Source organism: Pseudomonas sp. FG36 (genome assembly GCF_057809275.1).
In genome coordinates, this window is record NZ_JBMDJQ010000015.1 from 1 (window position 1) to 24273 (window position 24273).

At 65.7% G+C, this 24273-nt stretch carries 14 protein-coding genes and 1 rRNA gene; 3 read left to right on the forward strand and 12 right to left on the reverse strand.

The genetic code is table 11. The features are described from left to right. A 16S ribosomal RNA gene (locus ACODS9_RS13585) occupies nt 1–456 on the reverse strand; the annotation flags it as partial. A 489-nt stretch (nt 457–945) separates the two neighbouring features. Continuing rightward, on the reverse strand, nt 946–2502 hold the full coding sequence (locus ACODS9_RS13590; RefSeq protein WP_489094045.1) for an MFS transporter: 1557 nt from the start codon (nt 2500–2502) through the stop codon (nt 946–948). Between the two features lie 151 nt (nt 2503–2653). Here ACODS9_RS13590 and ACODS9_RS13595 point away from each other — a divergent pair, with 151 nt between their 5' ends. From ACODS9_RS13595 to cysC, 3 genes are read left to right on the forward strand one after another with little or no spacing between them, the layout of a single operon-like run. Continuing rightward, nucleotides 2654–3526, forward strand: a complete 873-nt coding sequence (locus ACODS9_RS13595) for a LysR family transcriptional regulator (protein ID WP_401109895.1) — start codon at nt 2654–2656, stop codon at nt 3524–3526. After that, nucleotides 3516–4532 carry a hypothetical protein gene (locus ACODS9_RS13600; protein WP_401109892.1) on the forward strand — a complete coding sequence of 339 codons (1017 nt, stop codon included), beginning with the start codon at nt 3516–3518 and terminating at the stop codon, nt 4530–4532. Before ACODS9_RS13595 ends, ACODS9_RS13600 begins: the two co-directional genes overlap by 11 nt. Nucleotides 4533–4588: 56 nt before the next feature. Then, on the forward strand, nt 4589–5164 hold the full coding sequence (gene cysC / locus ACODS9_RS13605; RefSeq protein ID WP_401109890.1) for an adenylyl-sulfate kinase: 576 nt from the start codon (nt 4589–4591) through the stop codon (nt 5162–5164). A 32-nt stretch (nt 5165–5196) separates the two neighbouring features. On the opposite strand, the gene ACODS9_RS13610 is transcribed toward cysC, so the two are convergent. The 10 genes from ACODS9_RS13610 to gabP all read right to left on the reverse strand — a co-directional run bounded on the left by ACODS9_RS13610 (nt 5197) and on the right by gabP (nt 24214). Continuing rightward, the gene (locus tag ACODS9_RS13610; protein WP_046857233.1) at nt 5197–6693 is read right to left on the reverse strand and encodes a TolC family protein; all 1497 of its coding nucleotides are present in this window, start codon (nt 6691–6693) and stop codon (nt 5197–5199) included. Nucleotides 6694–6756: 63 nt separating this feature from the next. Next, nucleotides 6757–15072, reverse strand: coding sequence for an Ig-like domain-containing protein (locus tag ACODS9_RS13615; RefSeq protein ID WP_489094046.1), 8316 nt, complete (start codon nt 15070–15072; stop codon nt 6757–6759). A gap of 138 nt (nt 15073–15210) precedes the next feature. Further along, nucleotides 15211–15801: a phage tail protein gene (locus ACODS9_RS13620; RefSeq protein WP_401109884.1), complete on the reverse strand. Its 591-nt coding sequence runs from the start codon at nt 15799–15801 to the stop codon at nt 15211–15213. A 75-nt stretch (nt 15802–15876) separates the two neighbouring features. Beyond that, entirely contained in the window at nt 15877–16437 is a 561-nt protein-coding gene (locus ACODS9_RS13625; protein WP_489094047.1) for a GNAT family N-acetyltransferase, read from the reverse strand. 175 nt (nt 16438–16612) lie between these two features. Then, entirely contained in the window at nt 16613–17596 is a 984-nt protein-coding gene (locus tag ACODS9_RS13630; RefSeq protein ID WP_489094048.1) for a sulfotransferase family protein, read from the reverse strand. Beyond that, entirely contained in the window at nt 17584–18384 is an 801-nt protein-coding gene (locus tag ACODS9_RS13635) for an aspartyl/asparaginyl beta-hydroxylase domain-containing protein (RefSeq protein WP_489094049.1), read from the reverse strand. The genes ACODS9_RS13630 and ACODS9_RS13635 overlap by 13 nt, the downstream gene beginning before the upstream one ends. Nucleotides 18385–18460: 76 nt before the next feature. After that, nucleotides 18461–20557, reverse strand: a complete 2097-nt coding sequence (locus tag ACODS9_RS13640; RefSeq protein WP_489094050.1) for a site-2 protease family protein — start codon at nt 20555–20557, stop codon at nt 18461–18463. Beyond that, nucleotides 20554–21873, reverse strand: coding sequence for an efflux RND transporter periplasmic adaptor subunit (locus ACODS9_RS13645; RefSeq protein WP_401109873.1), 1320 nt, complete (start codon nt 21871–21873; stop codon nt 20554–20556). Before ACODS9_RS13645 ends, ACODS9_RS13640 begins: the two co-directional genes overlap by 4 nt. Beyond that, entirely contained in the window at nt 21870–22646 is a 777-nt protein-coding gene (locus ACODS9_RS13650; protein ID WP_046857240.1) for an efflux RND transporter periplasmic adaptor subunit, read from the reverse strand. Before ACODS9_RS13650 ends, ACODS9_RS13645 begins: the two co-directional genes overlap by 4 nt. A gap of 173 nt (nt 22647–22819) precedes the next feature. Then, complete coding sequence (gene gabP / locus ACODS9_RS13655; protein ID WP_489094051.1) at nt 22820–24214, reverse strand: GABA permease; 1395 nt, start codon at nt 24212–24214, stop codon at nt 22820–22822. Nucleotides 24215–24273 lie beyond the last annotated feature (59 nt).

Sequence of the window (24273 nt, forward strand, 5' to 3'; positions counted from 1 at the left end):
CTTACTGCCCTTCCTCCCAACTTAAAGTGCTTTACAATCCGAAGACCTTCTTCACACACGCGGCATGGCTGGATCAGGCTTTCGCCCATTGTCCAATATTCCCCACTGCTGCCTCCCGTAGGAGTCTGGACCGTGTCTCAGTTCCAGTGTGACTGATCATCCTCTCAGACCAGTTACGGATCGTCGCCTAGGTGAGCCATTACCTCACCTACTAGCTAATCCGACCTAGGCTCATCTGATAGCGCAAGGCCCGAAGGTCCCCTGCTTTCTCCCGTAGGACGTATGCGGTATTAGCGTTCCTTTCGAAACGTTGTCCCCCACTACCAGGCAGATTCCTAGGCATTACTCACCCGTCCGCCGCTGAATCAAGGAGCAAGCTCCCGTCATCCGCTCGACTTGCATGTGTTAGGCCTGCCGCCAGCGTTCAATCTGAGCCATGATCAAACTCTTCAGTTCAATACTGCTTGGGTTTTTAAGAAACCCTAAACTTGGCTCAGCAATCTCAAATGACTATGTGATTTCTCGCATGGCCACTTGTGATGCTGATAATCTTGGCGACTATCAGTCCGTACTCACAAGCACCCACACGAATTGCTTGATTCAATTTGTTAAAGAGCGTTTGGCTAAGAGCTTTTCGTCTCAACCGAGGCGCGCATTCTACGCCTTCCTCATTTCGTGTCAAGCGTTTATTTTGAAGTATTTTGCGAGAAACCCGTTCAACTTCAAACACTTGACTCGCTGCGATCTCTCGTAGCGGGAGGCGAATCATACAGCGTTACAACCTGCTGTCAACTGCCTTTTTCACCGCTGCCGATCTGACGACCGAAGCACCTCCGCAACCCTCTTGATCGATCAACTCGTTGATATTCAAGGAGTTTTTCGTTCCGATGTCGCTGGAAGTGGGGCGCATTATAAGGGGATCTGAAACCCCGTCAACCGTTAATTTCATATATTTGCAATGTCCGGTGCTGCCTGCTGAAGAGCCTCCCCGATCGGCAAGGGCTTGCTCAGCAGTACCCCCACCAGCAGCGCAAAGATCAGCGCCGCGACACCGGCACTGCACAGCACCGCCTCGAAGCCGCCGATAAGCGCCTGGCGCGCCAGTGGTGCCGCCACCTCTCTCAGCCTTGGGTCAAGCAACGCCAACGCGGCCTGCAGATCCCCCGCCGCCACCCGTGTGGCCATCTCCCCCGCCGCACTCAACGCCTCGGGTGCCTGGATCGCCAGGGCATCGCGCAGCAGTTGCCCACTGCGCGCCGCAAGGATGCCGCCGAGAACGCCTATGGCAAGGACGATGGCCCCAAAGCGCGTGGTGGTGCTCAGCCCCGAAGCCATACCGGTACGCTCGCGCGGCACGCAGGCCATGATGTTCTTCTGCGTATCGCCATTGAGCAGCCCCGCTCCGGCGCCCAGCACGACACTGGCCAGGGCGAACGCGGCATAGCCACCCTGCCCGGTGGCCCAGGCGCAGGCCAGGTTGCCCACCCCGACCAGGACCAACCCCAATGCGAATACCTGGGCCGGCGACAGGCGCGCAGCCATGCGCATGCCCAGCCGAGGCGTAAGCAGCATGGCCACGGCGAACGGCAGCATGCCCGCGCCCGCAGCGAGGGCCGAGAGTTGCAAACCGCCCTGCAGGTACAACGGCAGTAAAGTCATCATCACCTGCGCACAGGCGGCATAGGCGAACATCCCCAGCAAGGCACCGATGAAGCGCCCGCTACGCATCAGGCCGAGGTCGACCATCGGCCGCGCCTGGCTGCGCTCGACCATCACGAACAGGCCAAGCAGGAACGCGGCGATCAGCAGACGCCCCAACGTGGGGGCGCTGTCCCAACCGACCCGATTGGCGTCGATCAAGGCCCAGATCAGGTAGCCCAGGCCACCGGCGAAAGTCAGGCTGCCCAGTGGATCGAACCGCGCCGCCGAACCGTCGCGGGACTCCTCGATACTGCGTACGACCATGAACGCCAGCACGATCACCAGCGGCAGGTTGATATAGAAGATCCAGCGCCAGCCCAAGGTACTGGCGATCAGCCCACCGAGCAGCGGCGCGAAGGTGATGGTCGCGCCCATGCAGGCGCCCCAGAAGGCCCAGGCCCGCATGCGTTCCTGCGGCGCATGGAAGCGGTGGCCGATGGCGGCCAGCGCGGCAGTCAGCAACAACGCGGCACCGATGCCTTTGGCTGCGCGGGCCAGATCAAGGAACAACAGGCTCGGCGCGGCGCCGCACGCCAGCGAGGCCGCGCCGAACAGCGCCAGGCCGAGCAGCAGCATGCGCCGCCTGCCAAAACGGTCGGCCAGGCTGCCTGCGGGTAGCAGGCAGGCAGCGAACGCCAGCAAGTACGCACTGACCACCCATTCGATGTCGCTGAACGAGCCGGACAGATCGCGGGCAATGCTGGGCAGGCTGACCGCGACGATGTTGGTGTCGAGGATGATCACGGCGCACACCGCCGAGGCAGTGAACAGGGTGAAGCGTGGTGAGGCGGCTGCAGGCATGGCAAGGCTCCATTATAGAGAGCAGGCAGGTCGTCGCCGCTTTACCGCCACGACGCCAGCCTTGTAGTGTTGCCTCAACCATAACGCCGCAGGGCGCCCGGCTTGTTAGCCAGCACGTCCCGCGTCATTAGCGCCTGGCTAACGAGGCCCCATGGAGATACGTCACTTCCGCTACTTCCTTGCCGTCGCCCGCCACGGCCACTTCACCCGCGCCGCCGAACAACTGGGTATCGCCCCACCGACCCTGAGCCGGCAGATCCAGGACATGGAGCGTGAGCTGGGCGTGCGGCTGTTCGAACGCAGCCAGCGCGAGGTAAGCCTCACCGCCGCCGGCCAGGCCTTGCTCACCGAGGCCGAACAGGCGGTGCAGCAGTTCGACGCCGCACAGTTGGGTGCGCAGCGTGCCGGTCGCGGCGACAGTGGGCGGATCGAGCTCGGCTACGTTGCCTCGGCGGCTTACTCCGGTACCCTGCAGCAACAGGTCAGTCGGTTTGCCCAGGCCTGTCCCGGCATACAGCTGAACATTCGCGAAGTGCCCATGCTCGAGCTCCCCTCTCTTGTCGACGAGGGCCAACTCGACCTCGCCTACTTGCGCTCGCCGATGGAGCTGCCGCAGAGCCTGAATGCCATCGCCCTGCACCAGGAAGGTTTCGTCCTGGCGCTGCCGGCCAGCTCGCGCCTCAACGAACTGAAGACCATCCCGGCCTCACGCCTGGCCGACGAAACCTTCATCTTGCCCGAGCAGATCTCCGGCACACTGGCAATTGCCAGCCAGGGCAGTTTCACCCCGCGCCTGGGGCCGCAACCGGGCAGCCTGGTGGCGGTGCTCACCCTGGTGTCACTGGGCCAGGGCGTGGCCGTGGTACCGGCGTCGGTGGTCCAGCGCATCAGTTTGCCCCAGGTCAACTACCGGCCCATCGCCGACGCCCAGGCAAGTTCATGGCTGAGCCTGGTGCACCGCCGCTTCGAGAAGTCGCCTGCAGTGCTGCGCTATATAGAAGGAGTGCGCCAAGGTGCCGAATGATCACCTACGTGCCGGCTATCGGGCGCTGCTGGTGTTGCTCGCCTGCCTGGCCTGGCCCGCGTGGGCCGGCGACACCATGCAGACGATGACGCTGGGCAAGCCTGCGCCCTACTCTTTCTTCACCTATGCCAATGCCAGGCTCGATACCCGCCTGCCGGTCCAACACGCAGTGATCGTGCTCCATGGCGTACACCGTGATGCCGACCACTACTATCGCAGCGGCCTGACCCTGCTCGGCAATGCGGGACTCACCCAGGACGACACGCTGCTGCTGGCCCCCCGCTTCTTCAGCGAAGACGATCCCCAGAAAACGCCCACTCCGCCCTTGTGGGTAAAAAGCCAATGGTTGCAGGGCCAAGAGTCCGTGGCCGGACGCTCCGGCATCTCAGCATTTGCCGTGCTCGACGACCTTCTCGCCTACCTTGCCGATCGTCATCGATTTCCACACCTTCAAGACATCACCTTGATCGGCCATTCCGCCGGCGGCCAACTGTTGCAGCGCTACACGCTGCTCGGCACGGGCGACCAGGCGTTGCGCGCCCTTGGCATCCATGTGCGCTACATTGTCGCCAGCCCCTCCACCTACATGTACCTGGATGCCAACCGCCCCCTTGGCGAAGACTTCGTCCCTTTACCTGCCGCGCAGTGCTCCGACTACGACCGTTACCGCTATGGCCTACCAGGCGCACCGGACTACTTCGTCACGCAGCATCTCGATGCCCGCCAGGTGCTGGGCCGCTACGCCGCACGCGACGTGACCTACCTGGTCGGCGAGCGCGACCGCCACCCGCACAGCCGGATCATGGACCGCAGCTGTGCAGCCCAGGCCCAGGGCAGTGACCGGGTCGAGCGTCAACTCAACTACCTGCGCTACGAGGCATTTCTTGCCCAGCGCTGGTCGATTGCGCTCGCGCATCGTCAGTACGTACTGCCGGGTATCGGCCATGACCCCGCCCGCCTGCTGACCGATCCAGGCGTTGCCCAGCTGCTGTTCCCCGGCCACTGACATTCCACCACGCCGCGCAGTACACTCGGGCCCTCCCCCTTTCGGAGACGTCCAAGGTGCATCACGCAGGAAGCGATGAACATCCACCGGCACGTGCCCGAGCTGGCGCGGTCATCTGGCTGACCGGACTCTCAGGCGCGGGAAAGTCGACACTGGCCCAGGCCCTGGCCCGAGAGCTCCATGAGTTGGGACATGGCTGCTACGTGCTCGACGGTGATGTACTGCGCACAGGGCTGAATGCCGACTTGGGTTTCTCGCCCGAGGATCGCCACGAAAACATCCGCCGCACAGCCGAGGTAGCGGCGCTGTTTGCCGATGCCGGGCTGATCTGCATTGCCGCGTTGATCTCGCCCTATCGCGCCGGACGCGCCACCGCGCGCCAGGCCTGCAAGGCGGGCTTCCACGAAGTGCACGTCAAGGCTGACCTGGCCACTTGCGAGGCCCGCGACCCCAAGGGCCTGTATCGCCGCGCCCGAGCGGGAGAGCTGCCGGCCTTCACCGGGATCGATGCACCCTACGAAGTGCCGGAGCGACCGGAGCTGGTGGTAGAGACGGCACAAGTGCCGCTGGCGATAGCCACGGCGCAACTGTTGGCGTACGTACAGCAGCGGGTACTGCACCAACCGCAGTAGGCGCGGGCTGACCCCGCGCCTGCTGGTTGCGCTCAACTGCCCGGGGCGATATCGCCACGCTGCCAGCGTGCCTCGTTGTTGCCCAGGGCCTGGGCAATGTCGGCGAGTTCGCCGGACGGCAGGGTCTGCGGCAGCGGGTCGAGCCCCGCGCTGGCGAACACCTGGCCATAGCTGTTGCGCAGCTCGGCATAGGCCAGGTCGCGGCGCAGGTCGGCCTGCAGCGCATTCAGTTCCCCCTGGATCAGCTCCAGCTCGCCAATGCCCTGTGCCTGGTGGCGATTGCGCAGTTGCTCGACGATCTGCTGGTCGAGGGCGACCAGTTGCTGGCTGGTGGCGAACTGGCGGCGAGCTTCGTTGTAATTGGCATTGGCCACGTAGAGCTGGGCCAGGATGGCCATCGACATCGCCTGGCGACGCGCCTCGACCACCTGTTCGCCAGCCTTGGCGACGTCGATGGACGCCGGCCCCGACAGCACGTTGAACAGGTTCCAGGTGACCTTGACGCCATAATCGGCCCAGTGCTGATTGGTCAGGAAGCTGTTGCTGTCGTAGTGCCCGCCCGCCGAGAACTCCAGCCCCGGCAGCATGCGCAGCATCGACTTGCGTACCTCGGCGGCGCTGATGCGGGCCTGGTAGTCCTGTTCGCGCAACTCGGGGCGCGTGGCCAGGGCCTGCTGCTCCAGCGCTTCGAGGCCCACCTTGAGCTCCGGCACGCTGTAGTCATCGGTGGCGGCGAGGGTCAGCTCGCTCCCCGGCGGCAGGTTGATCAGCGCCCCCAGTTCGGTCTTGGCCAGCGACAGCGCACGGCGCTGTTCCTCCAACTGGCGGGTGGCCTCGATCAACGAGCGCTGGTAGTTGAGCGCCTGGATCGGGTCGCCGATGCGCTGGTCACCCATGCGCTGGCTGTTGTCCCGGGCCTGCTCGACCCGCACCATCAGCGCGTCGATCTGCTTGAGCAGGCGCTCGGCGGCGACCGCCCGCCAGTAGGCCGAGCGCACGTCCTGGATGATGGTCTGCACCACCTTGCGCCGGCGTTCCTGGACGATCAGGCGCTGATCGCCCTGTTGCTTGGCGCTGACATAGCTGACACCGAAGTCGAGCACGTTCCACACCATGGTCAGGTCGGCCACGTCGCGGTCGCGGTCCTGGGAGGTCGATGGCTCCAGGGACTGGGTATTGGTCAGCACGCTCTGGCTGCTCGAAGCACTGACATTGCTGCGCCCGGCGTAACCGGCCGACAGGGCCATGCGCGGCAGCATGTCGAAGGTGGCCAGGTCGACCTGGCGCTGGGCCAGGGCCTCTTCCATGATCTTGAGGCGTGCCTCCAGGTTGTACTTGACCGCACGGGCCATGGCCTGGTGCAAGGTCAGCGGCCCTTGCAAGGCCTCCTGGCCCTTGAACATGCTGGCAAGGTCCGCCCGCGCCCGCTGTTCGCTGACGCTGCGGTCGATGGGTTGGGTCTTGACCGCGCACCCTGTTACCGCCAGTGCCAGTACGCTTACCGCAAAAATCCTCGATGCTCTGCTCATCCCTGTCCGCCCCCTTGGTACGGCACTGCTTTTCTTCTAATTGGATTGCTCGCGTGCGCCGGCTCAGGCCTGCGGCACGGGTACCTCGACCTGCCCCAACGCCTGCGCCAGTTGCCTGGCCTGGTGTTGCTCCCCCTCCCGGAAGGCCTGCAACTGCTGCCCGAGGGTCGGCGCCCCGGTCAGGCCCTTGCCCGCCCCCGCCTCTGCCCCCTGGCGGAATGGCTTGCCACCGCTCAGTTCATACTGGCCACCGTCATCCGGCAGCGTCTTGTCGAAGATGTTGGCCAGGCTGCTGGCCCCGAAGACATTGGCGTCACCACCACCAAAGCCGAGGAAACCGGCCCCCGAACCATTGCCGATAGCGCTGTCGGCGTGCTGGCCGGCGAATACCTGGGCCAGGTAGCTGGGCGCCAGCGCACCGTTCTGGATGAACAGATTGCCCAAGGTCGGCAGCCCACCGCCCGTTGTCGGCACCTCGAACAGCGGCTGTGGCAGCAGCGGCGACTGGAACGGCGCCGTTACCGGCAACGGTGCGATCACCACCGGCGTGCCTGGGCTGGCCTGGCCCGGGCGCGCCGGTGGGTAGGCGCGGAATTCCGGATCACCGTCGGTAGATTGCAGTGTCACGCTTTGCCCGGCGAAGCCGCCGGCCAGGGCGTTGCCTGCGCTATCGCGAATGCCGGTGCCACTGGCCTTGAGCCCAAGGGCCAGGCCACCACTGCCCGCCACCCCTGCAACATTGACCTGCCAGGTATGGCCGTCGAGGCGTACCAGCGACTGCAGCGTGCCACTGGCGTTGCCACTGGCCAGCAGTTCGAAGTCGCCCAGGTCCACACCGCTGACGTCCTCGCTGAAGGTCACGGTGAAGGACTGACTGCCCGGCGTCGGCGACGGATTCGCCACGATCGAGACCACGCCGGGTGGCGTGCTGTCGACAATGACCCCGTGGCTGTCGCCAATATTGTTCAGCCCCGGTGTCAGTTGATTGCCGGCCGCATCGTGCAGGCTCGCGCCATTGGCCGACAGGCCGAGCACCTGGATGCCGTCGGCATCGTTGTCGCCGGCCTGGATCTGGTACTGGAACACCAGCGTCGGCGTGCCTGAACCGGCCACGAAATCGGCGTAAACCGTGCGCCCGCCGACATCCAGGGCAAGCCGCGGCACGCCGTCGACCAGCACCGCTTCGCTGGTGTTGACCACGAAGGTGAGCACATCGCCCGTGTTATAGGGGACGCCGACCGGCACGCCGACACTGCTCACCGTGGGGGCGTCGCGGTCGATGTTGTATGTGGCGCCGGTCAGGCCACCGACCAGTGCGTTACCAGCCACATCAGTGATACCCGTCGCACTGCCATTGAGGTTCAGGCCCAGGGTGCCGGTGCCGTGCACGCCACTGACGGTGATCACATAGACTCCACCGCCCAGCGCTTGCAGGCCGCTGAGCGTGCCGCTGGCCGAGCCGGTGCCGACCAGGCTGAAATCGCTGAGGTCGACGCCATTGACCTGCTCGTTGAAGGTCACGGTGAAGCGCACGCTCTGGGCGTTGCTCGGCGACGGGTCGAGGGTGACGATGCCGACCGCGCTCGGCGCCTGGGTATCGACCAGCACCTGATGGGTATCGGCCACGCCATTCAGGGTCAGGTCCATGGCGTTGCCCGCGGCGTCGACAAGGGTCGCGCCATTGGCGGCAAGACCGGTCACGGTGATGCCATCAGCGTCGTTGTCACCGGCCTGGACGATGTACTGGAACACAAGGGTCGAGGTGCCGGCGCCCGCCACCAGTTCGGCAAACACCGTGTGCCCACCGATGTCCAGGGCCAGGCGCGGCGCCCCGGTGACCTGGACCGCTTCGCTGGCGTTGACCACGAACACCAGCGCGTCACCGGCGTTGTAGGAAACCCCCGCTGGGCCACCGACGCTGGTCACGCTGGGAACGCGGGTATCGATGGCATAGTTGTTGGAATCGGTACTGCCCACGCCGGCGTTGCCGGAAGACGCCGCGACCACGCCGCTGTTGTCCAGGGTGATCAGGTTGCTGGTGTCCTCGACCCCGTTGCCGGGTGTCAGGGTCGCGGTCCAGGTGATGCCACCATCGCTGCTGCTCAACCCGCTCAAGGTGCCGTTGGCCACCGTCAGGTCGGCCAGGGTGAAGCCGCTCACCGCCTCGCTGAAAGTGATGGTCACCAGGCTCGACTCGCCCGCGCGCAGGGCCGTATCGGCAACCACGACGGTGGCGGTGGGGACGACGGTGCTGACCGTATAGTTGGCCGATGAAGTGGTGCCGGTTCCGCTGTTACCAGCCAGGTCGGTGTAGCCCGTGTTGTTCAGTACGATCAGGTTGGTGCCGTCCTGCACACCGTTGCTCGGCGTGAAGATGGCGGTCCAGGTGATACCGCCGTCGGCGCTGGAGAGCGCGCTCAAGGTGCCGTTGGCCACGCTCAGGTCGGCGTTGCTGAAGCCGGTTACCGCCTCGCTGAACGTGATGGTCACCAACGAGGTTTCACCGACACGCAGATCGCTGTCGGCCATGACGATGGTGGCGGTTGGCCGCTGGCTGTCGACGGCGTAGTTGTTCGAGTCGGTGGTGCCGGAACCGGCGTTGCCGGCGGTGTCCGTCACCCCGCTGTTGTCCAGGGTGATCACATTGGAGGTGTCGGTGATGCCGGCGGTCGGCGTCAGGGTCGCGGTCCAGGTGATACCGCCATCGCTGCTGCTCAGCCCGCTCAGGGTGCCGTTGGCCACGGTCAGGTCGGCGGTGGTGAAGCCGCTCACCGCCTCGCTGAAGGTGATGGTCACCAGCGACGTCTCGCCAATCACGAGGCTGCTGTCGGCCACCACGATGGTTGCGGTCGGGCGTTGGGTGTCGATGGCGTAGTTGTTCGAGTCGGTGGTGCCGACCCCGGCATTGCCACTGCTCGCGCCGACCACGCCGCTGTTGTCGAGGGTGATCAGGTTGCTGCTGTCGGTGATATTGCTGGTCGGGGTAAAGGTCGCGGTCCAAGTGATGCCGCCATCGCTGCTGGAGACAGCGCTCAAGGTTCCATTGGCCAAGGTCAGGTCGGCATTGCTGAAGCCAGTCACCGCCTCGCTGAAGGTTATGGTCACCAGCGACGTTTCGCCGACCCGCAAGGCATTGTCGGCGACCACGATGGTGGCCGTGGGGACCACGGTGTCGACCGTGTAGTTGGCCGACGAGGTGGTGCCAACGCCAGCGTTGCCGGCCAGGTCGCTGATACCGGTGTTGTTCAAGGTGATCAGGTTGCTGAGGTCGCGCACCCCGGCGTTCGGGGTGAAGGTCGCGGTCCAGGTGATGCCGCCGTCGCTGCTGCTCACGGCGCTCAGGGTGCCGTTGGCAATGGTCAGGTCGGCGTTGCTGAAACCGGTCACCGCCTCACTGAAGGTGAAGGTCACCGTGGTGGTTTCGCCCGCAGTCAGGGTGGGGTCGGCAATCACGATGGTGGCGGTCGGGCGCTGGCTGTCGATGGCGTAGTTGTTCGAGTCGGTGCTGCCAGTGCCGGCGTTGCCCGCGCTGTCCGTCACGCCGCTGTTGTCCAGGGTGATCAGGTTGGAGGTGTCGGTGATGCCGGCGGTCGGCGTCAGGGTCGCGGTCCAGGTGATACCGCCATCGGCGCTGGACACTGCGCTCAAGGTGCCGTTGGCCACCGTCAGGTCGGCACTGCTGAAGCCAGTCACCGCCTCGCTGAAGGTAATGGTCACCAGCGACGTCTCGCCGATCGCGAGGCTGCTATCGGCCACCACGATGGTTGCGGTCGGGCGTTGGGTGTCGATGGCGTAGTTGTTCGAATCGGTGGTGCCGGAGCCGGCGTTGCCGCTGCTGGCCCCGACCACGCCACTGTTGTCCAGGGTGATCAGGTTGGTCGCATCCTGGATATTGCTGGTTGGCGTGAAGGTGGCAGTCCAGGTGATACCGCCGTCGGCGCTGGATACCGCGCTCAGGGTGCCGTTGGCCACCGTCAGGTCGGCATTGGTGAAACCGGTCACCGCCTCGCTGAAGGTGATGGTCACCAGCGAGGTTTCGCCGATACGCAGCGCCGCATCGCTTACCACCACGGTGGCCGTGGGTTGCAAGGTGCTGACGCCGTAGTTGTTGGAGTTTGTGGTACCGCTGCCGGCGTTGCCGGCCAGGTCGGCCACCCCGCTGTTGCTCAGGGCGATCACGTTGGTGGCGTCCTGCACGTTCACCGAAGGGGTGAAGGTCGCCGTCCAGGTGATGCCACCGTCACTGCTGGAAAGACCGCTCAAGTTGCCGTTCGGCGCCGTCAGATCGGCCAGGGTGAAGCCGGTGACCGCCTCGCTGAAGGTAATGGTCACCGTGGTGGTCTCACCGACAGTGAGATTGTTGTCGGCGACCACGATGGTGGCCGTCGGCCGCTGGGTGTCGATGGTGTAGTTGTTCGAGTCGGTGGTGCCGCTACCGGCGTTGCCGGCCAGGTCGGCCACCCCGCTGTTGTCCAGGGTGATGAGGTTGCTGGTGTCGGTGATGTTGCTCGACGGGGTGAAAGTGGCCGTCCAGGTGATCCCGCCGTCGCTGCTGGACACCGCGCTCAAGTTGCCGTTGGCCACGGTCACGTCGGCATTGCTGAAGCCAATGACCGCCTCGCTGAAGGTGAACGTAACCAGCGACGTCTGCCCGATGGCCAGGGTGGGGTTGGCCACCACGATGGTCGCGGTCGGGCGCACGGTGTCGATGGCGTAGTTGTTCGAGTTGGTGGTGCCGCTGCCGGCGTTGCCAGCGGCATCGCTCACCCCGGTGTTGTCCAGGGTGATGAGGTTGGTCGCATCGGTGATGGAGCTGTTCGGGGTGAACGTCGCGGTCCAGGTGATCCCGCCGTCGCTGCTGGAGACAGCGCCCAGGGTGCCGTTGGCCACCGTCAGATCGGCATTGGTGAAGCCGGTCACGGCCTCGCTGAAGGTGATGGTCACCTGCGACGTTTCACCGATGCTCAGGTTGCTGTCGGCCACCACGATGGTCGCGGTCGGGCGCTGGGTGTCGATGGCGTAGTTGTTCGAGTTGGTGGTGCCGCTGCCGGCGTTGCCGGCGGCATCGCTCACCCCGGTGTTGTCCAGGGTGATGAGGTTGGTCGCGTCGGTGATAGCGTTGGTCGGGGTGAACGTCGCGGTCCAGGTGATCCCGCCATCGCTGCTGGACACCGCGCTCAGGGTGCCGTTGGCCACCGTCAGGTCGGCATTGGTGAAGCCGGTCACGGCCTCGCTGAACGTGATGGTCACCTGGGACGTCTCACCGATGCTCAGGTTGCTGTCGGCCACCACGATGGTCGCCGTCGGGCGCTGTGTGTCGATGCTGTAGTTGGCCGAACTGGTGGTGCCTGCGCCGGCGTTGCCGGCCAGGTCGGTAACACCGGCGTTGTTCAGGGTGATGACGTTGCTGGCGCTGGTGATGTTGCTGGTCGGAGTGAAGGTGGCGGTCCAGGTCTTGCCGCCATCGCTGCTGGACACCGCGCTCAGGGTGCCGTTGGTCACTGTCAGGTCGGCATTGGTGAAGCCGCTCACCACCTCGCTGAAGGTGATGGTCACCGTCGCCGTCTCGCCCACTTTCAGGGCCGTGTCGCTGAGGCTGATGGTGGCGGTTGGCGGTACGGTCTCGTGGATGGCCACCGTGACCGACGCCGCGCTGGAAGTGGCGCCGTCGCCATCGTTGATGGTGACCGACAGGGTGCGGGTGGCCTGGCCAATGCTGTTGGCGGCATTGCTGTTGTCGTAGGTGAGGTTGCGCACCACCGCCTGGACTGCTGCGGCCGTGGCATTACCGTTGAACGTCAGCACCAGGTTGGCGCCGCCCGTGCCACCGGTGTAGGTGCCGATAGCCACGCCGCCATAGCTGACCGTATTGCCGCTGACGCCGATCTGCCCGGCGCCATTGCCCTGATTGCGGATACCCAGCAGATCTTCGCCGGCCACGCCGTTGCCGCTGACCGCCACGGTCAGGTTACCGCCGGCAAAGTCGGCCGAGTCGCTGTCGGTGACCGTGGCGTTGCTGCCGCTGTCGAGCAGCACGGCGCCACTGCCTTGGGTGAAGGTCTGGCTGTCGCCGTTGAGGTTGGCGATCACCGGCGCGACATTGAGTGGCTGGACCACCACCGAGGCGGTGCGGGTGGTGCTGCCCATGTCGTCATTGATGCTGACGGTCACGCTGCGCGTGCCACTGGTGTAGGCCCCCGCAGCATTGCCATAGGTTACTGCGGCGAGCACCGCACGATACTGGGCCAGGGTGGCCACGCCGCTGAGCGATAGCACCGCAGTACCCGAGCCGCCGATGGTGATGCCGAAGCTGGCCGCCGTGGCGATCTGCCCGGCGGTGAGCGACAGGGTCTCGCTGCCGCCATCAAGCACACCACCCAGGGTCAGGGTAGCCCCACTGACCTGGGTGTCGCCGTCGGATTGGCTGATGCTGATGTTCGGCACGATCACCACTGGGGAGCCGGCGAAGTTGACTGTGCTGTCGTTACCCCCGGTGCCGGTGTCCAGGTCGACCAGCGGTGGCGCGGAATACAGCACCTCGTAGGCACCGATGTCGACACCGCCGCCACGGGGCCGGTCGAAACCGCGCAGGTCGGTGGCCGGCGCACCCGCCTGGGTGCCCTGGTCGATGGCGTTGCTGGCAGTGCTGGCCAGGCGATAATCGCCGCCGGCGGCATTGACGAAGTTGACCGTGGTGCCGATCAGGTTGGTGGTGCTGGTGTAGCCACCACCACTGCCGCTGTTGGTGGCGGCATCGAGGGCAGCGCCATTGACGGTGTTGCCGCTGATAATGCTGTTCAGCACCGTCACCGTGCCGGCGCCGCCGGTGGCCCAGCCCAGGCCGGCGGAGTTGATGGTGCCACTGCTGGTGTTGAGGTAGGTGTTGTTGGCGATGGTGCTGTTGACAATGGTCACCGACCCACCGCTATTGCTCAGCACGATGACCGAAGCGCCGGCGACCGTGGCGGTGGCGGCGTAGGTCCCACTGTTGTTGTAGATCGCCACGTTCTCCAGGACGTGGTTGTTGTTGCCGCCCAGGCGCACCAGCGACGACATGCCGGTGGCGCCGACAATGCTGGCGTTGTTGTCATGAATCGTGGTGTTGCGGATCACCACCGTGGAGCCAGTGGTGGTCGCCGAGTTGATCACGGTGCCGGCGTTGTCCTGGAAGTTGGAGTCCTCCACGGTGATCGAACCGCCGCTGGCGCGGATGGCGCCACCGGTGATGTTGCTGGAAAAATGCCGCATGTCCAGGTTGCGCACCGTCAGCACACCGCCGCCGTTGCTTTGCAGGCCCGAGGCCTCGCCGGCATCGCGGATGTTGTTGCTGTTGACGTCGCCACTGAGGATGATGTCGCTCTTGCCGTCGCCGTCGACATCACCGTTGATGGTGATGTTGCTGGTCACCGCCAGCGCCGTGGCCGACGACCAGCGGATGATCTCGCCTTTCAGGTTTTGGTGGAACACGATGATGTCGTTGCCGCTGCCCGCGGCGGAGCCATCCACCGAAGTGTCGGTGTTCGCGGCCTGGATGGCTTCGGCCAGGGATACCTGGCCATCGTTGGTGATGAGCGAAGCATTTTTGCTGGTGACGGTAATGGTCGCCAGCGAGGTGTTGAACGCCGACAGGTCACCGCGCTGCACGCCCACGCCAGTGGCCACGGCGCCAGAGCTGGTCTCCAGCTCCCAATCCTCGCCTGCGCGGTTGCCGGTCGAATCGGACGAGGCGCCCACATCGGCGCCACTGAGCCGCGCCACTTCATTGACGAACAACTGGCCATCGCTGCCGGCGCCGGTGTTGCAGGCAAAGAAGCGGATATCGCCGCCCGGGGCCAGGCTCGCGCCGATGCGCGCCAGATCGGCGCCATGGCTGGCCAGTTGGTTGGCCCAGATGGCATTGCCGGCCAGATACACATAGCCGCTGTCGCCGTGGCTGATGATATCGACCGAAGTGACGTCGCTACGGCCATTGAGGTAGTCGGCGATCTGCTTGAAGCCATCCTTGCCGTTATCCAGCACCACCACCTCGACCCCGGCAGGCAGGCCGGCGATGAGTTTCTGGTAATCACTGACCGCAGAGTCGACGAATACCACTTCATGATTGCCCGGGGCCTGGGAGATCGGCGCGGTGGCCGGTGCCGCCTGATGGGCCGGTTCGTGGGCGGTGTTATCGCGGGTACTGGCCGCATCACTGGCGGCGCTGGTGTCCTTGCCTCCGGTGGCGGCTGCGGCGGCTTCGACCACCTGAGCCCCCTGATCGGCGACCACGCCTATCGAGGCGTCGAACATCATGCGCGGTTCCAGGGCCTGGATTAGACTGGGCCGGCTCGCGGAAACGTTGGGTGTGTGGGTGTCTTTACCGCGTTTCCAGAATGCCATGATGCCCTCGCTCAGCCCTGCGGCTGCTTATGCTTGCCGTCCCTGCAGATGAGGACGGCCTGTCCTTGTCTGGTAATCCTGAACGGACGACGGGGCGCCGATGCGCGCCCCGCTGCCCTGCCTGCCGAAATCCTGGCCTCAGTTACGGGATGGGAAGATCCCTTCGGTCGCAATGATGAAGTTGATGCCCAGGTAAGGGCTCTGGTTCGAGAACGGCTGGTTGCCTGGCGCGGTCACGCCCGTCGTGGCAGGGATGGTGAGGTTGAAGGGCTTGAGCGTGGTATCGCTGGCGGTGGAGGCGTAGATGTCGATCGACACACCCGAACCGGACGAGTCCTTCGGTTTGGCCAGCACGCCGGTGGTCGAGGGAGCCGGCAGGTCGGCGTCACCTTCTGCGGCAGGGATGGCGACCGATACGGTCTGGGCGGGAATGTTCACGGCCTGCGACGCCATGTTCAGCGATGTCAGCGTGGTAGTCGGCGTGCCGGCTGCCTCGCCCAGCACGACACTCGGCAAGCCTGGCCCCTGCCCCTGCTGGACAGGTGCGCGACCACGCAGGTCAGGCAGGGCGAATGTAGTCTGGCCATTACCACCGTAGGTCGTCCCCAGAATAGAGAACAACGCGGTGTTCGTGGCGATGCTCAGCAGTTGGCCTTGGCAAAACATCCAGCCCCGTGGCGCGAAGTTTCCCGCGAACAATGTGATCTGACCGATGAATGGCTCACTCATTTACTGCACTCCTTTGACAACGCGGCAAGGACGGGCCTCAAGGCCCGCAGGTAATCACGTTCGTGACAGGCACGCTCAGAGCTGCCGATCGGCGTGGAAAATGGTCTGGAGCTCCGGCCCCCTTGGGTATCGGGGCTCACCGGTTGCATCAATCGCGGCAATGGACGCTGGCCGACTCATCTTCAGCGACAAGCCGTTCTCGCCGACCACCTGGAACCCACAGCGCTGATAGAGCCGCAAGGCCGGGTTGTGGGAAATCACATGCAGGCCGGCGCTGAGCCCCCGTTCATCGGCACGTGCCAGCCACCGGCCGAGCAGACGGCTGCCGATGCCACGGCCGCACCAGGCGGGTAGCAGGGCCATGTCGATGAATTGCACGTGGCTGTCGGTCCATAGCAGGCAGGCACGGCCGATGGGCTCGCCCGCCACTTCGATGACAAAGAAGTCGGCGTCGGCGAACTGGGCCTGGTAGTGGTCGTGCTGGGCCTGGAACTGTTGGTCGAGGAAGGTATCGATGGCGGCCTGCGGCCACGGCAGCAGGGCCGTTTCGGCGGCACGGGTGGTGCCATAGAGTGTGCGCAGGAACGCCCGGTCGGCGTCCACGATGGGACGGAGGTTCACCTCGGGGATGGACATCGGGTATGGCTTCCCTGCGTAAGGTTACCCCATGGTGAGGGGCGCACATCCAAGTGAATTGTCCTACACGATCTGCAGCAGCGTAGCCGAAGAACAAGGCATATAGCCACTACCCGAGCGTGGTCTTTACGTTTATTTTCTCAAACACCCGTTCGAGGTACTTTGACGCCACTTTCTAGGCATTTCGCAACCGTATGGATTCCAAAGCGTTGTACGGCTGCAGGGCCCATCGGGCGACTGCCGCGCGCACCTCGTCGCTGGCCTCGTCACGCTTGCGCTGGCCATCGGCGCTGAAGTTCATGGCCGGCTGCTTGGCGTCGAAGGCCGCGACCGCCTGCAAATCCGCTACTTCGCCTGGCAGGATGCCGAACAGTGGCGCCAGGCGCCCCCAGACAGCATCGGGCAACTCACTGTAATTCACCGCGATGGCGCCTTCGCGTTCGCACAACGCTAGGCCAGCCGCAAGGATTTCGCCAACCATCCGGCAGGTGTATTGCACCGCGCCCATGCCCTGGGCCTCGGTCAGCACGCTGTCGAGCCCCGAGGCGCCGAGCAGGCCCGGCACCCGATGCATACCCGGCTGGCGCAGTTGGGAAACGACGATCTCCAGCGGGTCACGGTAGAGGAACACCCGTGGCACCTGGGGATACAGCGCTGTCAGCAATGGCGCGTCGAAGATGTTCCAGGCATCGAGCTTGATCAGCAGTTGGCGCTCGTCGCCCCGACGACGCTGACCGTAGGCCGAGCACAGCGCCCGCAATGCATCGGCCTGCCAGGCGCCGGCGGACGGGTCCTGACGCGCGGCACGCAACAGGTTGTCCAACGGCGGCGGCTCGGACAGCACGATATTTCGCGCTTGGCTGGCCAGCAATTGGGCGATCAGCGTCGAACCACAGCGTGAAGCGTGGAACACCAAGGCCGAGGGCGTCAGCCCCGGGCTACGGGCGTGCCAATCGAGCAAAGCCGAGACATCGGTGTCGCGGCGCATAGCCTGGTTGAACGGCAGGCGTAACGCCTGGTCGACGTCATCGCGGAAAAACGGGCGGGTCAGGCGCTGTTCGCCGAACCAGCACCAGTCCACTCGCCATCCGGCGTCGCCCTGCCAGAGACGGATGGGCAGCCAGCCGTGAAAATCCATCGGGGTATTCACACTCGCCATTGATCGCTCCATGCCTGCTTGCCCCGGCGCATGGCGCCCAGGACCTCTGCCTCGGAAAACGCCAGCCCTAGCTCGGCACCAAGGCGCACCGCCTCGGCCACGAAGGCCCGAGGATCCTCCAACGCCTGTAGTTGCGCGGCCAATGCCGGCGCCTCACTCACCTGCTGGCGAAACCGTTCGAATGCCTGCCCGGCCCTGCCGGGCTGCAATGCCGGCGTCTGCGCCAGGCCTTCGTCGATCAGCGCCAGCAGCCAAGGGTCGGCCGCGCAGTCGAGTACCAGGTGGATGCGCTCACCGGGCCCGGGGTTGTTGACCCGGTGGGGGCGCGACAGGTCGATGAACCAGCACTCGCCCGGGCGCATCGGTACTTGCAGGCCATCCACAAGGAACTCCACACCCGGGGGACTCAGCAGCGGTATGTGCAAGCGCAAGCAGCCGCCTGGGCGCCCGAGGTCAGGGTCTCGATGCTCGTGAATCCTCGCCCCCGCCCCCAGGCGTAACAGGCGGGCGGCGCGCAGCGATGCCTGGAAGGGTGCAAGTGCTTGCTGCCAGGCCGGCTCGCCTTGCCACCAGGCCAGGCTTGTCGGCGCGCCTGTGCCTGGGGCCAGCGGCAACGGCGCGTCCTCGGCGGCGACCAGCGCCACACCGCTCCAGTCACCTTCGTGGTAGCCCCGATTGAAGTGCGCCTGCCAGGCGTGAGTGTCCAGCCGGGTCAGGGCCTGCAGCAACGCGGGCAGGTTCGTGGGCAAGGTAAGGCGGGAACACAGTGGCAGAGCAGTCTCGGTCATGCGGGCTCCTTGCGTTGGCATTGTCTTGAACGGTGTTCCTGGCGAAGACGACGGGGCCCTGGAGGGGAAAGGCCGCCTAAAACCCACTCTCACGAACCCCCAATGCCGCCAACCGTCGCCAGGCGGCCCCCAGCAACGACTCGCGCGCGCCCTCCAGTACCACCACCCCACGCAACGGCTGGGCCACATCGGGCACTTCGCCCAACGGGCTCAGGCGCACGCCATACTGGGCCTGCACCGGCTCCGCACGCTGCTGGCCATCACGCCGCACGGCTACCGGGCCATGGCGGTCGGAGGCCAGCGCTTCGAGCTCCAGCACGGCAACACCGGTGGCATCCACTTGCTCCACGCGCACCGGCAATGCCGGGCGCGCCGGGTCATCGGCGATGAAGCGCCCTTCGCTGCCGGTCGCCACCCGCCACAGATCGGCCTCGGCCAGGTAGCCGCGCAAACGCAGCCCCGGCTCGACCACCCGGCCCAAGGTCTGTGCCGGGCTGACCCATTGCCCCGCTGCCAGGCCGGCCGGCAGGTCACGCAGCACACCGTCGCGGGGCGCGCGCAGCTGCAGGCGCTCGCGCTGGGCGGCCAGGCCGCGGTATTCCGCCACGGCTTCGGCCAGTTGCTGCTCGAGCACGCCGGCGTCCGCCGCTGTCTCGCTGCGCCCGGCCTGGCGGCGCAACAGCAGCTGCAGGATGTCGATCTCGCGGCGCACGATGGACTGGCGCGACGTCAGGTCGGGCGATTCCAGCTCCACCAGCAGCTCGCCCTGGCGAACCGCCTGCCCTTCGCCCACTGGCAAGCTTTTCACCCGTGCCGCCACTGGCGCATGCAGTGCGCTGACGCGGGACGCCTCGAGCATCGCCGGCACGTCCACCGCGCCACGCCAAGGCAGCACCAGCACGGCCAACAGCAAACCCAGCCCGGCGGCCACCCGCAAGGTCTTGCCCGGCGCCGCCTGACCACGGTGCAGCCACCATTGCCGCAACTCCTTGTACACCGGCAAACCGATGAACCAGGCCAGCTCCACCAGCATCAGGAAGATGCCCAGCACCTTGAAGAACAGGTGATATACCGCCAGGGCAATACCGAAGAACAGCACCGCGCGCCACAGCCAGGCGCCATAGCCCCACACCAGCAAACGACGGCGCATGGTCGGCGACCAGGCTTCCGGGGCCGGCTCGCCATAGCCGAACAGCGCCTCGCGCAGTCGCCAGCGACACAGGGCAAAGGCGCGGTTCTGCAGGTTCTCGACACGCCACAGGTCGCTGATCAGGAAGTAGCCGTCAAAACGCATGAAGGGGTTGAGATTGACCAGCAAGGTGGTGATCCAGGTGGCGCTGGCCAGCATGAACGCCGCCGTGCGCGCCGGGCCGTCAGGCAGCAGCGACCAGGCCAGCAGCGCCAGCACCGCCAGCAGCAGCTCGGCGAACACCCCACCGGCATCGATCAGCAACCGCGCACGGCGGTCGCTGACGCGCCAGGCATCGCTGACATCGGTGTAGAACATCGGCAACAGCACCATGAACGCCAGGCCCATGCTCTGCACCCGGCACCCGGCGCGCTTGGCCATGAAGGCGTGGCCGAACTCATGGCAGAGCTTGGCGAACCCCAGCGCCACGCCAAAGGCGAGGATGCCGCCGAGGCTGAACAGGTGCGGGAACGTGGCGATGAAGCGCGACCAGTCGCGGATCACCAGGAACACACCCAACGCCAGCACCAACGGCAGGGCGTAGCGCAAGATCCAGCCGCCATGGCGTTCGAGCACCGGCCATGCGCGGTTGAGGAAGGCATCCGGGCGCCACAGTGGAATCCGGAAGAACAGGTACTGGTGCAGCACACGGGTCCACAGGCTCTGCCGGGTGGCGGCGGCCTTGGTCGCATAGCTTTCACGCTGGCGAGCATCTTCGGCGCCGATCAGGTCGTGCTGGCCGAGAAACAGCAAGAGCTCTTCCAATGCCTGCTCGTCGACTGCCAGGCCAGGCTCGGCATTGGCGGCAGCCAGCACACGTTGCGGGTCACCCAGGCGCCAGTGCTGCAGCAGTCGCACGGCGCCACCGCGCAGCTTGAAGTAACGCCCGCGCAGCGGGTCGGCCAGGGTCCACTGCGGCGCGCCGTCATGCCCGGCCGCCGCCGGCGACAGTTGCAGGTCGGCGCGCAGCGCCGGCAGGGTCACAGCCCCAGCCCCTGACGCAACGCAGCCAGCGGGCGACGCAGCAGGTAGTAGACCAGCGGTGCGCGCTCGCCATACACCTTGGCGGTACCACGCAAACCGATGCGCGGTGGTGCCTCGTCGAAACCGGCATCCAACCGATAGGCCAGTTGCCCGGCTGCGGTGGCCTGGGCCTCGTAGGCCGCGCGCTCCAGGCGGGCGCCATGGCGATGCAGTGGGTCGCTGTCGAGGAACAACGCCACTTCGGCACCAGGCTGCAAGGCGATGGCATCGCCCACCGGCAACTCCAGGCGCAGTTCGGCCTGCTGCGGATCGGCCAGTTGCATCAGGCGTTCGCCGGTCTGCACGGGCTTGCCGGTCCAGCGCTCGGCGTCGGCGAACACCGCGATCCCCGCACGCTCGGCGCGAATTTCGCTGCGCCCGAGGAGCTGGCGGGCGTAGTCGAGTTCGGCGCGTTTCTGTTCCACGCGGGCGGCCAGCAGGTCGAGGCGGGCATTGGATTCGGCATCGCTGAAGGCGCGCTGGGTGCTGGCCTTGAGCTCGGCCTCGGCGACCCCGAGGGCGCGCTCGGCGACATCGACCTGGGCCTTGAGGGTGGTGGCGTCGAAGCGCACCAGCAGGTCACCGACGGCGACCGTCTGGTTGGGCTTGACCAGGAACTCGGCGATCACCCCGTCCAGCGGCGCGGCAACCACCCGCCCTGCCCGCGGCACGACCTCGGCCGGGGCCAGCACCGACTGGCGCACCGGCACCAGCAGCACCAATAGCGACAGTCCCAAGGCCACCAGCAGGCGCCGCCGTGGCCAACGCAATCGCCAGGGTTTGGCCGGGCCCAAAGCCAGCCAGGCATGGGCGTAAGTCTCCCCCAACTGAGTGAGCAGGGCTTGCTCGGCAGGGTTGAACGCCTGGTCGCGGGCCAGCCACAGCCCGCCGAACACTTTGCCTTGGCGATCGAGCAAGGGCAGCCAGAATGCGTGGGCGGCGGATAGCGAGCGCCAGTCTGCCTGGGCCTGGGTGTCCAGCGTCGTCGGATCCACGGCCCCGGCCTGGGCCGCGACGCCGGCAGCCTGGAGCGTGTGAGCGGCGCGTTCGACAAACGCCACGAACGGCGCATGGGCCTCGACCACACTGATGCCGGTCAGTGCCCGTACCTTGCCGGCGATCAGCAGGGCGGCATGGCGAAAGCCGAACAGGGCCTGACCATCGTTGACCATGTTGTAGGCCAGTTGCTCGGGACCAGCCGCCTGGCGGGCCTGGCGCTGCAGGCCGAGAAACAGCGCGAAGGCATGCTCGGCCACACCCGTGGCGGCGGCCGTCATGGTTGTGCGGCGAAGTGGGCGGTGCCGCTCATGCCGGCCAGCAGCCCCTGGCTGTCACGGGGCAGTTCGCCGATCAGCAGCAACGTCTGGCTGCCCTCGTCGATCCGGGCACCGACGCGCTTGACCTGTGCCTGCAGCGGCTTGCCGGTTTCATCGGGAACGAACTCGAACGGCTGGCCTTGCTTGAGCTGCCCCAGCCACCGCGAGGGCACCAGCAGGTGGATTTCCAGCGAGCGGTTGTCCACCACCTCGAGCAGCGGCGAGCCACTGGCGACGCTTTCATGGGGCTGGGCCCGGCGCTGCACCACCCGGCCATCGAACGGCGCGCTGACCACGCAGCGCCGGACCTGCACCTGGTACACCTGGGCCTCGGCCTGGGCCTGGGCCTGTTTTGCCTCGGCCAGCGACACCTCGAACTGACCGACCGACTTCAGCGCGGCCAGTTGGCGGTTGTGATTGAGTTCTTCGCGAGCAGCGCGAACGGCGGCCTGGGCGGCGTTGAGCTGAGCCTGGTAGGCGCTGCAATCGAAGCGCGCCAAGGTGCTGCCCTGCTTGAAGTCCTGGCCGTCGGCATAGGGCATCTCGACGATGCGCCCGGCCAGCTCACTGGACAGCACGGCCTGGTCGCGGGCACGCAGTACGCCTCGGGGATTCTGTCCAGCGCTGGACGCTGCGGGAGTATCGAGCAAGGGGTCGGCGGGCGGATCGCCGGCCTGCGCCAGTGGCAGGTGCAACAGACCCAGGGTCAAAGCCAGACGGAAACCGCGAAGCATGTTGCGCACTCCCTTGCGAGCTGATGGCCGGAGTGTAAGACAAAAAATGATGGCACGGATATATCACGCCGATGAAGATCCGGGGACTTGCCGGAGCTCGCAAATCCTCCGGGAAACGTCATGGCAACTCGCAGGCGTGGGCTTGCCGCCTTGCGGGCAAGCCCAGCTTCACCTCAACCCGCCGAGCGTACTGCTGCGGCGCCCCGCACATGTCCTCGGGTGGTGATGATGCCGAGGAACGAGATCACGATCGCCAGACTCAAGGTAGCAGTGACCTCGGCGCGGTGCTCCTCGGTGAACATCATCACGGTCAATGCGCCACTGATGAACAGGATCACTGCCCAGGTCAGCCAGGGGAACAACCACATGCGGAACTTGAGGTTGGCGTTCTCGCGCTCCAGCCGCCCACGCATGCGCAGTTGCGAAATGGCGATCACCAGGTACACCAGCAAGGCAATGGCGCCGGAGCTGGCCAGCAGGAACTCGAACACGCCCTTGGGCGCGAAGTAGTTGAGGATGGCGATGGCCGCGCCGATCAGGGTGCTGCCGAACACCGCCGCACGCGGCACGCCAACCCGTGAAGTGTTCTTCAGCAGCGCCGGCGCATCGCCGCGCTTGGCCAGCGAGTACATCATCCGCGAGGCGATGTAGATCGACGAGTTCATGCAACTGGTCACCGCGATCAGCACCACGAAGTCCACCATCAGCGCGGCATTGGGGATGTTCATGATTTCCAGCGCGCGCTGGTAGGAGCCCACCACCGCCAACTGCGGGTCGTTCCAGGGCACCACCGAGATGATCACGAAGATCGACAGGATATAGAACGTACTGATGCGCCAGATCACCGAACGGGTGGCCTTGGCGATGTTGCGCGCCGGATCGCTGGACTCGGAGGCAGCGATGGTCACCGCCTCGGTGCCGATGAAACTGAACATCACGGTGATGAAGGCACCGACCACCGCCGACCAGCCCTTGGGAGCGAAGCCGCCATGCTCGTCGACCAGCGTGCTCAACCCGCTGACCTCGCGCTCCGGCAACCAGCCTGCCAGTGCGGCAAAACCCAGGCCGATGAAGCCGAGAATCGCGGTGACCTTGAGAATGGCGAACCAGAACTCGAACTCGCCGTACTTGGCTACGCTGAACAGGTTGGTGCAGGCCAGCAACAGCACCGAGACCAGGGCGAAGATCCAGCTGTCTATCTGGGGGAACCAGGCGTTGAGCACATGCCCCGCGGCCAGCGCCTCGATGGGGATCACCAGCACCCAGAACCACCAGTACAGCCAGCCGATGGTGTAACCGGCCCAACGGCCGATGGCCTGGTCGGCATAGGTGGAGAACGAGCCAGTGTCGGGGTGAGCCACGGCCATTTCGCCGAGCATGCGCATGACCAGCACCACCAGGGTGCCAGCCACGAAATAGGACAGAATGGTGGCGGGCCCGGCAGCCGCGATGGCATGCCCGGAGCCGACGAAAAGTCCCGCGCCGATGATGCCGGCGATGGACAGCATCGTTACGTGACGTGGCTTGAAACCTTGAGCAAGGTTGCCATCAGTTCCCACGGTGTTCATTGGTCTTGTTCTCTTTTTACTGACACAAGGAAGGGACGGGCAGGCGTAGGCGAAACGGT